The 13,972-nt window shown below is 70.4% G+C and carries 13 protein-coding genes and 1 tRNA gene; 8 read left to right on the forward strand and 6 right to left on the reverse strand.

The genetic code is table 11. From position 1 onward, the window contains the following. Positions 1 to 50 precede the first annotated feature (50 nt). Genes gspL through gspE form a run of 3 tightly spaced genes read left to right on the forward strand, consistent with a single transcriptional unit; the run spans position 51 to position 3,102 of the window. The gene (gene gspL, locus EO081_RS00275; protein ID WP_129339995.1) at positions 51 to 1,118 is read left to right on the forward strand and encodes a type II secretion system protein GspL; all 1,068 of its coding nucleotides are present in this window, start codon (positions 51 to 53) and stop codon (positions 1,116 to 1,118) included. Continuing rightward, positions 1,115 to 1,612 carry a type II secretion system protein GspM gene (gene gspM / locus EO081_RS00280; RefSeq protein WP_129339996.1) on the forward strand — a complete coding sequence of 166 codons (498 nt, stop codon included), beginning with the start codon at positions 1,115 to 1,117 and terminating at the stop codon, positions 1,610 to 1,612. Before gspL ends, gspM begins: the two co-directional genes overlap by 4 nt. After that, positions 1,609 to 3,102, forward strand: a complete 1,494-nt coding sequence (gene gspE, locus EO081_RS00285) for a type II secretion system ATPase GspE (protein ID WP_129339997.1) — start codon at positions 1,609 to 1,611, stop codon at positions 3,100 to 3,102. Before gspM ends, gspE begins: the two co-directional genes overlap by 4 nt. 133 nt (positions 3,103 to 3,235) lie before the next feature. On the opposite strand, the gene EO081_RS00290 is transcribed toward gspE, so the two are convergent. After that, positions 3,236 to 4,264: a glycoside hydrolase family 43 protein gene (locus tag EO081_RS00290; protein ID WP_165284411.1), complete on the reverse strand. Its 1,029-nt coding sequence runs from the start codon at positions 4,262 to 4,264 to the stop codon at positions 3,236 to 3,238. A gap of 227 nt (positions 4,265 to 4,491) precedes the next feature. On the opposite strand from EO081_RS00290, the gene EO081_RS00295 reads away from it, so the two are divergent. Then, a complete protein-coding gene (locus tag EO081_RS00295) occupies positions 4,492 to 5,718 on the forward strand; it encodes a type II secretion system F family protein (RefSeq protein WP_129339998.1) in 1,227 nt (408 codons plus the stop codon). Positions 5,719 to 5,727: 9 nt separating this feature from the next. Here the strand turns inward: EO081_RS00295 and gspN are convergent, their stop codons facing one another. Beyond that, positions 5,728 to 6,360, reverse strand: coding sequence for a type II secretion system protein N (gene gspN, locus EO081_RS00300; protein ID WP_129339999.1), 633 nt, complete (start codon positions 6,358 to 6,360; stop codon positions 5,728 to 5,730). Between the two features lie 185 nt (positions 6,361 to 6,545). Between gspN and EO081_RS00305 the strand changes: the two genes are divergently transcribed. The 3 genes from EO081_RS00305 to EO081_RS00315 are packed head-to-tail and all read left to right on the forward strand — an operon-like array spanning position 6,546 to position 8,916. Then, positions 6,546 to 7,490: an ABC transporter substrate-binding protein gene (locus EO081_RS00305; RefSeq protein WP_240697476.1), complete on the forward strand. Its 945-nt coding sequence runs from the start codon at positions 6,546 to 6,548 to the stop codon at positions 7,488 to 7,490. Beyond that, on the forward strand, positions 7,487 to 8,032 hold the full coding sequence (locus EO081_RS00310) for a type II secretion system protein GspJ (RefSeq protein WP_240697477.1): 546 nt from the start codon (positions 7,487 to 7,489) through the stop codon (positions 8,030 to 8,032). The genes EO081_RS00305 and EO081_RS00310 overlap by 4 nt, the downstream gene beginning before the upstream one ends. Then, on the forward strand, positions 8,029 to 8,916 hold the full coding sequence (locus EO081_RS00315; RefSeq protein WP_129340001.1) for a type II secretion system minor pseudopilin: 888 nt from the start codon (positions 8,029 to 8,031) through the stop codon (positions 8,914 to 8,916). The genes EO081_RS00310 and EO081_RS00315 overlap by 4 nt, the downstream gene beginning before the upstream one ends. Here the strand turns inward: EO081_RS00315 and EO081_RS00320 are convergent. The 3 genes from EO081_RS00320 to EO081_RS00330 form a co-directional block, all read right to left on the reverse strand. After that, complete coding sequence (locus EO081_RS00320) at positions 8,913 to 9,356, reverse strand: DMT family transporter (RefSeq protein WP_165284412.1); 444 nt, start codon at positions 9,354 to 9,356, stop codon at positions 8,913 to 8,915. The two genes, EO081_RS00315 and EO081_RS00320, sit on opposite strands and share 4 nt — an antisense overlap. Positions 9,357 to 9,482: 126 nt before the next feature. Then, a complete protein-coding gene (locus tag EO081_RS00325; protein WP_129340003.1) occupies positions 9,483 to 11,273 on the reverse strand; it encodes a DUF885 domain-containing protein in 1,791 nt (596 codons plus the stop codon). Positions 11,274 to 11,344: 71 nt separating this feature from the next. Beyond that, positions 11,345 to 12,889, reverse strand: coding sequence for an MDR family MFS transporter (locus EO081_RS00330; protein ID WP_129340004.1), 1,545 nt, complete (start codon positions 12,887 to 12,889; stop codon positions 11,345 to 11,347). Between the two features lie 258 nt (positions 12,890 to 13,147). Here EO081_RS00330 and EO081_RS00335 point away from each other — a divergent pair, with 258 nt between their 5' ends. After that, the gene (locus tag EO081_RS00335) at positions 13,148 to 13,744 is read left to right on the forward strand and encodes a hypothetical protein (protein ID WP_129340005.1); all 597 of its coding nucleotides are present in this window, start codon (positions 13,148 to 13,150) and stop codon (positions 13,742 to 13,744) included. A gap of 100 nt (positions 13,745 to 13,844) precedes the next feature. On the opposite strand, the gene EO081_RS00340 is transcribed toward EO081_RS00335, so the two are convergent. Beyond that, positions 13,845 to 13,921: transfer RNA gene (locus tag EO081_RS00340), tRNA-Pro, on the reverse strand. Positions 13,922 to 13,972 lie beyond the last annotated feature (51 nt).

Consider the following 13,972-nt stretch of genomic DNA (forward strand, 5'->3'; position numbering starts at 1 on the left):
TGTGAAAAGATGCGCATCCCGGCCCCATGCGTTCGCCTGATGACTCAAATATGACCGTCCTTCCGGCCGGTCCCGCTGCCGGCGTTTGGACGCTCGAGGGCGAACGCCCGATCATAGCCGATGCCGAGGGGCCCGCAACCTTGCTGGTGCCTTCCGAGCGGCTGCTGCTGCTCGCCGTCGACCTGCCGCTCGCTACACGCGGCCAGCGGTTGGAGGCGCTGCCCTTTGCGGTCGAGGACCGCATCGCCGACCCGCTCGACTCGGTGCATCTGGCGATCGGGGAGATGCTGGCGCCGCAGCGCTATCTGGTCGCGGTGGTGCGGCACAGCGTCATGGCCGAATGGATCGCCCTCGGCGACTCGCACGGCCTGGGGGATGCGGCGCTGGTGCCCGATTCGCTGTCGCTGCCGCGCCCGGCCGAGGGCGCTTGGAACGTCGCGCAGCGCGGCGGGCGCGCGGTCGTGCGGGCAGGGGACGGCACCGGCTTTGCCGTGCCCGCCGCGCTGCTGCCCGCCGCCTGGCAAGCCGCCGGCCGGCCCGAGGTCACCGCCTTCGGCGATCCGCTCGTCGAGCCGATCGCCGCGCAAGCCGCGGTGCCGCAGCCGCTCGGCATGACGCTCGCGGTACCCGCGCTGGACCTGCGCCAGGGCCGCTACGCGCGCCGCCGCACCGGATCGGCGTTCGTGCGCAAGGTGGCGATGGTCGGGCTTGCCGCGCTGGTCGCGCACGCCATCCTCGCCGCCGCCGATACGCTGATGCTGCGCGCGATCGCCGACCGGCGCGAGGCGGAGACGCGGACCCTGCTCGCCACCGCCGCACCCGATCTCGCCCAGGCGGAGGACCTGCCCGGCAGCGTCACCGATCGGCTCCCCCGCGCCACCGGCGACAACCGCTTCGTCCCCGCACTCGCCCGCGTCTCGGTCGCGCTCGCGCCCCTGGGCTCCTCCATCGTCGTGCGCTCGATGCAGTGGAGCGGCAACCAGCTGGTGGTGGATCTCGACGCGAGCGACGCGGGCGCCGCGGACCGGCTCCGTGCGGCCCTCGCCGGTGCGCGGATCGACGCGACGGTCACCCCCGATCCCGCGGGCGGCATCCGCGTGACGGCAGCCGGCGCATGATCGTGCGGCTGCCCGGACGCTCGCGGCTGGAGGCCGGGCTCGCCCGCTTCGACGCGTGGTGGAGCAACCTCAGCCAGCGGGAACGCAGACTGGTCGGCAGCCTCGCGGTGCTGCTGGTGCTGCTGGTCGCCGTCTATGGCGTGGTGAAGCCCATTCAGGCGGCGCGCGCCGATGCCCGCGCCGACATCCGCCAGTTCGAGACGCTGAACGCCCGCATCCGTGCGGCCGGCACGCTGCCGCCGGTGCAGCCACTCGCTGTCGGCCCGCCCGATGCCGCGATCGCCGCCGCCGCCGGTCGCGCCGGGCTCACCGTCCAGACGGTGCCGCTGGTCGCGGGCGGCTATCGCGTCACCGTCGCCGACGGCGCCTATGACGGCGTGATCCGCTGGATCGACGAGGTTGCGCGCACCACCACGCTCGGCATCCGCCAGGTCTCGATCGTGCGCGGCACCGCCCCCGGCCATGTCTCGGCCACCGTGGAGTTCGGCGCATGACCGACACGTTGCTCCTGATCGAAGACGCGCCTGCCGAGCGGCTCCCCTATGGCTATGCCCGCCGCGCCGGGGTGCTGCTGCGGCCGGGCAGCACGGGCGTCGAGTGCCTCCATCGCACCAGCGCGCCGCTCGACGCGCTGCTGGAGGTCCAGCGCATCGCGCCCGGCGTCCCGTTCGTGCCCGTCGCCGACGACGCCTTCGAGGCCGCGCTGGCCCAGGCCTATGGCGGCAGCAGTGCGACGACCGCCGCCGACATCGAGCTTGCGGAGCAGGACCTGGCCGCGCTCGCCGACAGCGCCGCCTCGGTCGACGACCTGCTCGACAGCCGCGATGATTCGCCGGTCATCCGCCTCATCAACGCGCTGCTGCTGGAGGCGGTGAAGGAGCGCGCATCGGACGTGCATGTCGAGACGCAGGAAAAGCGCCTCGTCGTCCGCTTCCGCATCGACGGCGTGCTGCGCGACATCGTCGAGCCGCAGCGCGCGCTCGCGCCGCTGCTGGTCAGCCGCATCAAGGTGATGGCGAAGCTCGACATCGCCGAAAAGCGCGTGCCGCAGGACGGCCGCGTGACGCTGCGCATCGGCGGCCACGACGTCGACGCGCGCGTCTCCACCATCCCCACTCAGCACGGCGAGCGCGTGGTGCTGCGCCTGCTCGAGCGCGGCGGGCTGCGCCTCGACCTGCCGAGTCTGGGCATGTCGGACCGCGACGTCACCATCTTCACCCGCCTGCTCGAACGCCCGCACGGCATGCTGCTCGTCACCGGGCCGACCGGTTCGGGCAAGACGACGACGCTCTACACCGCGCTCACCCGCCTGAACGACCGCCGCCGCAACATCATGACGGTCGAGGATCCGATCGAATACGAGCTGCCCGGCATCGGCCAGACCCAGGTCAATCCGCGCACGGACCTCACCTTCGCGCGGGGGCTGCGCGCCATTCTGCGCCAGGACCCGGACGTCATCATGGTCGGCGAGATCCGCGACCAGGAGACGGCGCAGGTGGCCGTCCGCTCGTCGATGACCGGCCATTTCGTGCTCTCGACGCTGCACACCAACTCCGCGGTGGGATCGGTCACCCGGCTGATCGACATGGGCGTCGAGCGCTATCTGCTGGCACCGATGGTCGTGGGCCTGGTCGCGCAGCGGCTCGTCCGTAAGCTCTGCCCCGAGTGCCGGCGCCAGGACGTGGCGGCCGAGGGCGACGTCCTGCTGATGGGCGGCGCGATCCGGGCCGGCGAGCCGCTGTGGCGCGCGAACGGCTGCGACGCCTGCCACGGCGACGGCTACACCGGCCGCGCGGGCCTCTACGAGGTGGTCGCGGTGGACGACGCCTTTCAGGCACTGATCCACGACGGCGCGTCCGAAGCCGAGCTCGAGCGCGCCGCCCGCCGCGACAATCCCTCCATGCTCGACGACGGCGCCGCCAAGGTCCGCGCCGGCATCACCACGGTCGAGGAAGTCGCCCGCGTCGTCCGCGACGAGGGGTGAGCCGGTCCCGTGCTCCTGCGAAAGCAGGAGCGCGGGATTACGATGCGGTGCACTGTTTGGCCCTGGGCTCCTGCCTGCGCAGGAGCACGGCAACCCATCCTTATCTCGTCGTGCTGACGGAGGTGAGAGAAGATCACCGCACCACCGCCTCCCGCTCCAGCTTCGGCAGCGCCGGTGCGCCGCTCGCATCGAAGGTCACGCGCTGGATGTGCGGCGCACGCTTGCCGGTGCAGCCCATCTCGGCGGCGGTGTTGGCGTGGTAGACCATCCACGTCGCCCCGCCTGGCTCCGTGAAGAACCCGTTGTGCCCCGGCGCGAACACGCCCGCGGACGGCGTCGTCTTCAGGATCGGCTCGGGCGCCTTGCGCCACGACGCCGCCTTAAGCGGATCCGCACCGGCCGGCGCACGCAGCAGCCCCACCGCATAGCCGTCCGACCAGCAGGCGCTGCCGGAATAGGCGAGGAACAGGTCGCCCTTCGGCCCCTTCAGGAACGCCGGTCCTTCCAGGATCTGCCGGCCGCCCTGGCGCTCCCACGCGCGGTCCGGCCGCGCCAGGATCGTCTCCGGCCCGATCACCGTCCACGGGTTCGTCATCGCCACGATCGCGAGGTCGCTCTCGCTCCCCACATAGGGAGAATAGACGAAATAGCGCTTGCCGCGGTGCTCGAAGGTGGTGCCGTCGATCCCCGGCCGCGCGGTCGCGACGCGCCCGCGGTCGATCCACTTGCCCTTCAGCGGGTCGGCACTCGCATTCTCCAGCACGAACACGCCGCGATGCGCATCGTCGTCCTGTCCGGCCGCCGCGGCGGTATAGTAGATGTACCATTTGCCCTCGATGCGGTGCAGCTCGGGCGCCCAGATCGACTGCGCATTGGGACCGGTCACCGGCGGTCGCCACACTGCCGTCTCCGTTGCTTCCGCCAGCCGGGAAAGGTCGCGCGTCGCCCGGATCGCCAGCCGGTCGCCAAGGGTCGCCATATAATAATAGGTGTCGCCGTGCCGGACGATCCACGGGTCCGGTCCGCCGGGAAGCAGTGGGTTCGTGGCGACCTGCGCCGCAATGCCGGGTTCGGCGGCCTGGACGACACCCGATCCCGTCGCCAGGCCTGGCACCAGGATAGCCAGGGCCAGGCCAGGCAGCATCCCCCGCAGTGCGCGCATCAGACTCTCCTCATATTTATCTGCTGTATGGCGCCAGTTTGGCTCGATGCTCAAGAGGGTGGTGGGCTTGCCCCTGTCCTACAACGCGCGCTTGTGCTTTCGTGGCCGGCGATGCCTCTCCTCGCTTCCTTGTCCGCTCGCCGCCTGTGTCACGGTGCTGACATGGTTGAGGCAGAAGTGCGTTTGAGCCTCAACTTCCTCAACTTCCGCGCTCCCGAAGGCCTCGCATGACTGCCTATGCCTATCGCGCCGCCGATCGTGGCGGCGCCACCCGCAAGGGGATCATCGAGGCGTCGAGCCCCGCTGCGGCCCGCGCGATGCTGCGCGACCAGTCCCTGCTTCCGCTGTCCGTCGAAGTCGCGGGGGAGAAGCGCGCCTCGCTGGGAACGCTGCGGCTGCCCTCGCTCCGTCGGCGCGGCATCACCCCGCGCCAGCTCGCGACCATCACACGCCAGATCGCGACCCTGGTCGGCTCCGATGTCTCGATCGAGGAGTCGCTGCGCCTGGTAGCCGGGCAGGCCGAACAGGCGGCGGTGAGCGCCCTCCTGCTCGACGTCCGCTCGGCGATCCTCGACGGCCGCAGCTTCGCCGCAGCCCTCTCGAAGCACCCGCGCGCCTTTCCGGGTTTCTACACCGCTTCCGTCGCGGCGGGCGAACAGTCCGGACGGTTGACGGACGTGCTCAACCACCTCGCCGCCTTCGTCGAGACGCGCCACGCCAACGGGCAGAAGCTCCAGCTCGCGCTGCTCTACCCCGCGCTGCTCGCCGCCGTCTCCTTCGGGATGATGGTGCTGCTGATGGTCTATGTCGTGCCGGACATCGTCCGCGTGTTCGTGTCGCGCGGCGCCGAGCTGCCCTTCCTCACCCGCGCGCTCATCGCGCTGTCCGCCTTCATCCAGAACTACGGCCTCTATGTCGCCGTGGTTGCGCTGGTGCTGGGGCTCATCGCCGGCCGCTGGGCGAAGGTACCCGCCAACCGGCTTCGCGTGGATCGCTTCCTGTCCGAACGCCGTCCGTTCCGCCGCTTCAGCCGCCAGCACAATGCCGCGCGCTTCGCCGGCAGCCTCGCGACGCTGGTCGGCAGCGCCGTGCCGCTGGTCGAGGCGCTCCACGCCGCCGCCGCCGTCACGCCGAACCGCTGGGTGCGCGACAAGGCGCTGGGCGTCGCCCACCGCGTGCGCGAGGGGCTCAGCCTGCGCGCGGCGATGGCGGAGGCGGAGGCATTTCCGTCGATGCTGGTCGCGATCGTCGCCTCGGGCGAATCGAGCGGCCGCCTCGCTCCCGCGCTGGATCGAGCCGCGACCGAACTCGAGCGCGAACTAGACGCGCTCACCGCCACGCTTGTCGCCCTGGTCGAGCCGCTGGTGCTGCTGCTGATGGGCGGGCTGGTGCTGTTGATGGTGCTGGCGATCCTGCTGCCGATCATCAACCTCAACAATCTGGTGACGATCTGATGCGGGCGCCTACAGCCGGCTTTCGATCGTCCCGCCCGGCGGCAATCCCGTGAACGGCAGCAGCGCCGCACCGTCGCTGGTCAGCGTGATCCGATATGCGCCGTCCTCCGCCAGCACCGCCTCCATCAGCGTCTGGCGGCGCTGGGTCTGGGGCGCCAGGCGGACACGTGTCTCCCGGCCGACATGCTCGGCGGTCAGGATCATCGCCGGTACCGCGCTTCCGGCGCCTGCCGGCTTTGCCATGCAACTCCCGGCATCGGAGAGGATCGTCGCCTGCGCCTGCCGGTCGCTGCCGCCGGCCACCAGTCGCGGAAGCTCGACCTGCATGGTCATGTCGCAGGTGAAGGGCAGGTTCGGCGCCACCGCCTGGAGCAAGGTCGCGTCGGCGGATCCGCTCACCCGGTCGAGACGCACCGTGCCCCCTGGGCGGAACAGCGCCTGGCCGCCCAGATCGGTGTCCGGCCCGGTCGCACGCCAATCGACCGCAAAGCCCAAGGAAGTGAGCGAGCGCAGCGGCGCCCATTGCCATTCCACCTTGCTGCCGCCGGCGACGCCCACTTCGCCGTTCCAGATCGTGCCGGCGACCCCGCTGCGCCACGGCCGGTCGGTCAGCACCGCGCTCGCCGGCAGCGTCGCGACCATGGCGACCGCGAACGAGGCTATGCCAAACCCCGCGAACGCGATAGACCGCCGCCGTGCCTGAGCTCGCGCCCCTTCCGGAAGTATCGCGGCGGCAGACGCTTCGCCTGCTGCGGTCGACCCTAGTGCTATCGTCTGCGGCATGGGCCGCTGCTCCCTTGCTGGCGGCGCGGAAGGAAACCCGGCCCGTGGCGCTGCTGGTGCCGTTGACCGGCAGCCATGCGGCGCTGGGCCTTAGCATGCAGCAGGCGGCGATGCTTCCGCAATCCGGCGCACCGGCCGAAACGGGAATGCTGCGCGTGTTCGACACCGCCGGCACCCCGGCGGGGGCTGCCGCTGCGGCGCGGCTCGCGTTGAAGGCGAAAGCCGGCATGCTGCTCGGGCCGCTCACCGCGGCGGAGGTGCCGGCGGTGGTGCAGGCGGCCGGCGGAAAGGTGCCGGTGCTCGCCTTCTCCAACGACATGGCACTGCGCAACAGCGGCGCCTTCCTGTTCGGCATCGGCGCGTCGCAGAGCACCCAGGCGATCCTGCGTTATGCGCGGTCCCGGGGCGTGCGGACCGTGCTGGTGATCGGCGACGGCGGCCCCTGGTCCGTCGCCTCCGTGGACGCGGCCAAGGCGATGGAGGCGGAGCTCGGCATGACGGTGCGGACGGTCACGGTCGCTCCCGGCGCGCCCTTGCCCGCGGTCGGCGATGCGCCCGATGCGGTGCTGGTGCCGGGTGGCGGTGCGACGCTTCTCGCCGCCGCCCGCGCGTTGCGCGATGCCGGCGTGCAGCTGCTCGCGAGCTTCCAGGGCGTGGACTATCGCCCGGAAGCGCTCGCCGCGCTCGAAGGCGCGTGGATCGCCAGCCCCGATCCGGAGGCGTTCGAGGGCTTTGCCGGTGCCTATGCCGCGCGCAACGGCGGTCGGCCGGGCACCATCGCGGCGCTCGCCTATGACGCGGCCGGCATCGCTCGCCAGCTGCGTGCCACCAACACGCTCAATCGCGAGGGGCTGCTTGCCGAGAGCGGCTTCCCGTGCGCGACGGGCGCCGTCCGCTTCCGCACCGATGGCAGCTGCGCGCGCAGCTTCGCGATCCTGCTCGGCGGCCGCGACGGCTACTCCAAGGTGGCGGTGAGCCAGGGCGCGTGACGCATCCGGCCCGGCACGGGGAGGGCGGTTTCACCCTCATCGAGCTGATGATCTCGCTCGGCCTGTTCGCGCTGATCGCCGTCGCGGGCGTCACGCTGGTCGACAGCATTCTCTCGGTCCAGGGCCGGACCGAAAAGCGGCTGGATCGCATTGCCGAGGTGCAGCGCGCGATGTTCGTGGTGGGCAGCGACTTCGACCAACTCGCGCGCGGGCGCGTGCAGGGGGACGGCGGCCGGGTCGCGTTCTCGCGTGCTGCCGGCGGCTTCGGCGGCCCCGCACTCGCCGTAACCTACACCCTCGCCGACGGCCTGTTCGTCCGCACCGTCGACGGCCGGGCGCAGCGGGTGCTCGGCGGCGTCCAGTCGGCGCGCTGGCGCTATTTCGACGGCGCCTGGCTCGACTCCTGGCCCCCCGACGAGGAGCGGGTCGACACCTGGCCGCGCGCCGTGGCGGTCGAGCTCGCAGTCTCCGCCCCCAGCGGCATGGCAGGCACCGTCCGCCGCGTCGTCACGCTCCCGCTTCCGGCGGCCGAGCCGAAATGAGCGGGCGGACGCCTGGCGACGAGGGCATGATCCTCGTCAACGTGCTGATGTTCGTGGCCATCGCCAGCGGCATCGTGCTGCTGCTCATCAGCCGCGAGGAAATCGCGCTGGACCGCGCGATCCGCTCCCGGGAAGCCGCGCGCGCCCTCGCGATCGTGCGCGGCGGCGAGACCTCGGCGCTGGTGGCGCTCCGCCGGGATGCCCGCGACGCGCCGGACGCCGACTATGCGAGCGAACCCTGGGGGGCGATCGCCGACAGCGATGTGCCGATTGAGGGGGGGCGCTTCGACCTGGCGATCGCGGATGCCGAGGGGCGCTTCAACGTCAATGCCGTGCGCAAGGACGACCTCTCGGCCCAGCTGCTGTTCGCGAAGATCGGCCGCGCGGCCGGGTTCGACGACGACCAGCTCGCCTTTGCGGTCGGGTTGATCCGCGAATATGGCCCGATCAGCGACCTGCGTCCCCTGCGCTACTCCGGGATACCGCCGGAGCTCGCCGACCGGCTCGAGCGGCTGGCGACGGCACTGCCGGGCAGCACGACGATCAACCTGAACGCCGCCTCGCCCGAACTGATGGCGGTGCTGTTCGGCGACCCGGTGGTAGCCGAGCGGCTGGTGGCGACCCGTACCCGCCAGGGGTTCCTGTCGCTCCAGGACTTGGCCGACGAAGGCGTGACCATGCCTCCCGGCGCCGGCCTCCGCTCCAACACCTTCTGGGTGCGCACCCGGGCGACGATCGGCGGCACCGCCCAGCAGGGCGCTACCCTCATCCAGCGGCGCGAGGGCGAGAACGGGCCGGTGGTGGTGCCGGTCGCCCGCTGGCGCAACGCCGCGGTCCCGCCCGAAGCGCCCGCCTTCGTGCCGCCTCGCAAGCCGGCTGGCTAGAAGATCGAGATCAGCGCCACGCCGAGGATCATCAGCACCGCGCCGGCGATGCGGCCGAGACCCGCCTGGTGCACCTCGAACCCCATCCAGCCGAAATGGTCGAGCACCAGCGCAGCGACGGTCGAGGCGGTGACGATCAGCGCGACGAACAGCCCGGCGCCGAGCCGAGGGGAGGCATAGACGGTTGCCAGCACGAACACGATGCCGAGCACGCCCCCGGTCCATGACCACCACGGCGCCTGCGCGATCGCCTGGCCGCTCGGCAGCCGCTCGCCCGCTGCCAGCGACAACAGCAGCGATACGGTCAAGGTCACGAGCGAGACGATCGAGACCGTCCACAGCTGCGTGCCCAGCGCCTTTTGCAGCGCATTGTTGGTGCCCGACTGGAGCGCACTGGTGATGCCGGCGCCGGCCGCGAACAGGATGAAGAGCAGGTACACGCCCTTACCCCTGCCGCAGACAGGAGAGGCACGGCGCGGCGCTGGGTTCGGGCAATCGGCTTCTCCCTCGGATCGTCCGCCAGCAACCACCGGCAGCGGCAAATGATCCGAGGAGGCGGGCTCGCCCTAGTGGATGGCCTCGCCCAGCATCAGCGCACGGACGTAGCGAACCGGCGGCGACCCGTGCGCCAGCACCGCATCGTTGTAGCGCTTCAGGTCGAACGCCGCGCCGTTGCGCGCCTCCGCCGCCGCGCGCAGTTCCAGATGCTCGGAGTAGCCGACGAAATAGCTCAGCAGCTGGGTGGAGGAGAGGCGTGCGCGCGTCCACTTGCCGGCGGCCTCGCGCTCCTGCTGGAACGCGCCCTGCATCATCAGCTCCATCGCCTGCGCCTCAGTCATCCCCTCGGTATGGATGCCGATGTCGAGCAGCGTGTTGGTGATCGAGCGCAGCCGCATCTTGAGGACGGTCAGCTTGAACAGCGGATCGCCGTTCAGATAGCCCTGATCCGCCATCATTCCCTCGGCATAGACCGCCCAGCCCTCAATGAACGGTCCGGAGGCGAGCACCGCGCGCAGCATCGACGGATATTCGTTGGCGTGCGCGATCTGGAGGTAATGCCCCGGCATCGCCTCGTGCACGCTCAGGTCGTGGATCATGTAGTCGTTGTACTCGCGCAGGAACGACTCCGCCTGCGCATCGCTCCAGTCCTCGGGGATCGGAGAGACGGCAAAGAAGGTGCCGAGCTGCTTTTCGAACGGTCCGGGGCTGTCGCAATAGGCGACCGCCACGCCCTGGCGGAACTTGGGCATCTCGATGATCTGGACGGGCGTGTCGGGCACGGTGATGAGGTTCTTGGCGCGCACGAACGCGGTCGCCTGCTGGAGCGTCTTCGTCGCCTCCGGGATCACGCCGTCGCGGGCGGGATGCTTGGCATAGGTCAGCTCCAGCGCCGCCTCGATCGCCTTTTGCTGCTGGTCCGCCGTGGGGGAGGCGGGGAGCGCCGGTGCGTTCGGCTTGCCCGCCAGCACGGTGCGCGCGATCGCATACATCTCCGCCCGCGCATCCGCCTTGGCCTTGAGCGCCCGCGCCTTGATCTCGGGCCGGGAGAGGTCGGTCACCAGCGCAAAGCGCAGCTTCTGGTCGTAGCGCGCCGCGCCGAGCCGAAAGTCCCCCTTCGCTTGCGGCACCAGCACCGTGTCGAGCCATTTCTGCTGGTCGGCAACCGCCGTCCTGAGCGTCGCAAGCGCCGCGTCGAACCGCTTCTGGTCGGCAGCTGGAAGCTCGTCCTTGTGCGGCGCCAGCATCCCCTCGGCGATCTGGAGCACGCCCGAGTTCTGCTGTGCCACGGTCCTGGCGAATACCTCCGGCACGCGCGCCGGCACCAGGCTGGCGCGCATCTGCTGGAACAGCTGCGGCGTCTTCTCCATCCGCGCGATCGCCGCCTGCAGCCGCTGCGGCCATGGCGCGAAGCCGCGCGCCGCCAGCAGATAGAGTCCGCCGGAGATGGACTCGTTGGCGCCCTGCGGATCCCATTTGTGGGGCTTCAGCGTCTCGATCGTCCACAGCTGATAGGCGAGCTCGTTCGCAAGCAGCGCCGCATCGACCTGGTTCTCGCGGCTGAGCTTGCTGCGGTCGATCCGCCCCAAGGCCGCCTGGGTTCGCCGGAGCGCCGCCACTTCCCGCCCGCGGCCCGCGGCGGACAGGTCGTCGACCTGCGCGTCGAAGCGATGGTCGCCCAGATAGGTCGCATAGGTCGGTCGCAGCCGCGCCATCTCGTCCAGGAAGCGCTTGCCGAGCGCCTCGAACGCGGCGTCCTGTGCGGAAGCCGCGGCGGGGGCTGCGGGCTTGGCGACGGTCGCGCTGCCGGGCAAAGTCGCCCCGGCCAGGAGCAGCAAGGCAAACAGACCAGAGCGCATCGACGATCCCCACAGATTCCAATGGCTCGGGTCTATGCAGCGCACCACCCGGCGGCAAGCCGCGGATCGGATTACGCCGGCTTAGCCCGCCCGCTCAGCTCGGCGCCCGCCTGTGGATCGAAGCGCAGGTTCACGAACAGCGCCGCCAGCGAGATTGCCGTCACCGTCCAGAAGGCGGCGGAGAAGTCGGGAAAGCCCGGGCTCGCCCGGCCGCTGGCGTCCATCGACACTTGCAGCGCGACGCTGGCCGTGCAGATGCCGAGCGACAGCATCAGCTGCTGGAAGGTCGAGTAGAAGCTGGTCGCCGCGCTCATCCGCTCCTTGCCGATCTCGTCATAGGCGATGGTGTTGTAGGCAGTGAACTGGAACGACATCAGGAAGCCCGAGACCACCAGCACCGCGAAGATCGCGGCCAGCGGCCAATCCGGGCGGAACAGGCCGCAGACCGCATAGGCGGCCGTGCCGAGCACGCCCATCACCACCAGGCTCGACCGGAAGCCGAAGCGATGGAGCAGGCGGCGCGCCACGCCTTTCATCCCGAACGAGCCGATCGCGGTGGCGACTGTCATCGCGCCGCTCTGCGCGGCCGTGAGGCCGAAGCCCAGCTGCATCATCAGCGGCAGGAGGAACGGCTGCGCGCCCTGGGTGATGCGCGCCAGCGACCCTCCCAGGACGGAAAGCCGGAAGGTGGGGACGCGCATCAGGGAAAGGTCGAGAATCGGGTGTTCGAGGCGGCGTGCGTGCAGCAGATAGAACAGGCCCGCGACCGCCCCGACGACGATCAGCGGCACCCCGATGCCTGCCCCTTCGGACCGGCTCACCATCTCGAACCCCAGCAGCAGGCAACCCAGTGCTGCCGCCGAGAGGATGAAGCCGGTTCGATCGAATGGCTGCGCTTCCCCCTCGCGAAGGTCGGCGATGAACTTGCCCACCAACACGAAGCCAACGAGGCCGATCGGCAGGTTGAGCCAGAAGATCCACCGCCAGTCGGCATAGGTGACGATGAAGCCACCCACCGGCGGCCCCAGGATCGGCCCGATCAGCGCGGGCATGATCAGCCACGACATCGCCGACACCATGTCGCGCTTCGCCACCGAGCGCAGCAGCACCAGCCGGCCGACCGGCATCATCATCGCGCCGCCGATCCCCTGCAGGAAGCGCGCGACCGCCATCGTGGGCAGATTGGGCGCGAGGCCGCAGGCAAGCGAGCCCAGCACGAACACTGCGATCGCCCAGCGGAACACCGGCTTGGCACCGAAACGGTCGGCGACGAAGCCCGATGCGGGGATGAACATGGCGAGCGCGAGCAGATAGGAGGTGAGGGCGATGCTCATCTCCGGCGCGCGGACGCCGAAATCCCGTGCCATCGTGGGAAGCGCCGTGGCGAGCACGGTGGCGTCGAGGTTCTCCATGAACATCGCGCAGGCGATGATCAGCGCGACCGTCCGGTAGTTGGCGCTCGCCGGCGCGCCGCCCTGTTGATCGGTGGTCTCGGCGATCCGCTCGCCCGCCGGCACGATGCCGTCGCGCACTTCGGAGTGGACGGAAGCGATGCCGCGACGCCGCGGGCGAAGGAAATTGCGCGGATCGAGTCCGTGCGGGAGGTGCAAAGACATGAACCTTCAATTTGGCGTCTGGAGTCTGCGATACAATGCTGCGGGTGCACAAAGACGCGGCGCGCGGCCGCTTGACCTGCACCATCGCCCGCGCGGTATGTCGGCACCGCGGCGGTCGAGGATGTCCAAAGCACCGCAGGGAAGGGGTCGAAAATGCGTCATGCCGTTGTTGCGCGTGTCTGCCTTGCCGCTCTGGCGGCTGCGGGCGCGGTGCAAGCCCCCGCCCTTGGCCGGCAGAAAGGAGGGACGTCCGCGCCGATGGAGGCGCTGGCCGAAACCCTGCTCGCGCTCGCCCCGGACGCGAATGCCGTCGGCACGCCGACCCTCGCTACGCTGCGGGCGAAGGACTCACCGATCCGGTGGATAGACGCGCCATCTTCGGCCGAGGAAACGCTTCGGAACGTCGGGAGGCTAGCGGGCGGCACCGTGCTGGCGCCCAACGCCGGTATGGTCCCGGAACTCACCTTCGAATGGGACGGGCCGCCCGGGCACCCCTTCGGCTTCGATCCGGTACAGGCGCTTCGGAGCAGGGGCTTCCAAGTGAAGGCGCTGTACTGCTCGGCGATGGTCTCCGAGGGGACGAACTATTTCCTCGTTGCCGCGCCGGGCAAGCGGCAGGGCTTCCTTGCGGTGTACGCATTCGATGCGCCGATGGCGATCTCGGTGGCGAGCTGGTCCATCCGCTACCGACTGGACGGCCACATCCCCTCGCTTGCGGAGGTGCAGGCAGACGAAGATGTCGAGGCGAGCACCGATTGCTCGAAGGAGGTCTTCGGTCCGGTCGAGCAGATCAGCCATGCCGAGGCAGAGGCGTTCGTGCGGAGCAAGGCCCCGGCTACGCGGAGTTCGCGCTAGCGGGCACCGGGAGCCGGAGCGACAGGCCGTGATCCGGGCCACGCTCGCTTCGGCGAACGCTCCCCGCGAAGGGGTGTGTCATCGATGTCTTGGAAGTAAATGGTCGGGGAAAGAGGATTCGAACCTCCGGCCCCTGCGTCCCGAACACAGTGCTCTACCAGGCTGAGCTATTCCCCGACCGATGCCGCCCAGTCGCTGACCAGGTGGCAGGCGGCGGCTTATATCAGC

The organism is Sphingomonas desiccabilis (assembly GCF_004135605.1).
GTDB classification, from domain to species: domain Bacteria; phylum Pseudomonadota; class Alphaproteobacteria; order Sphingomonadales; family Sphingomonadaceae; genus Sphingomonas; species Sphingomonas desiccabilis.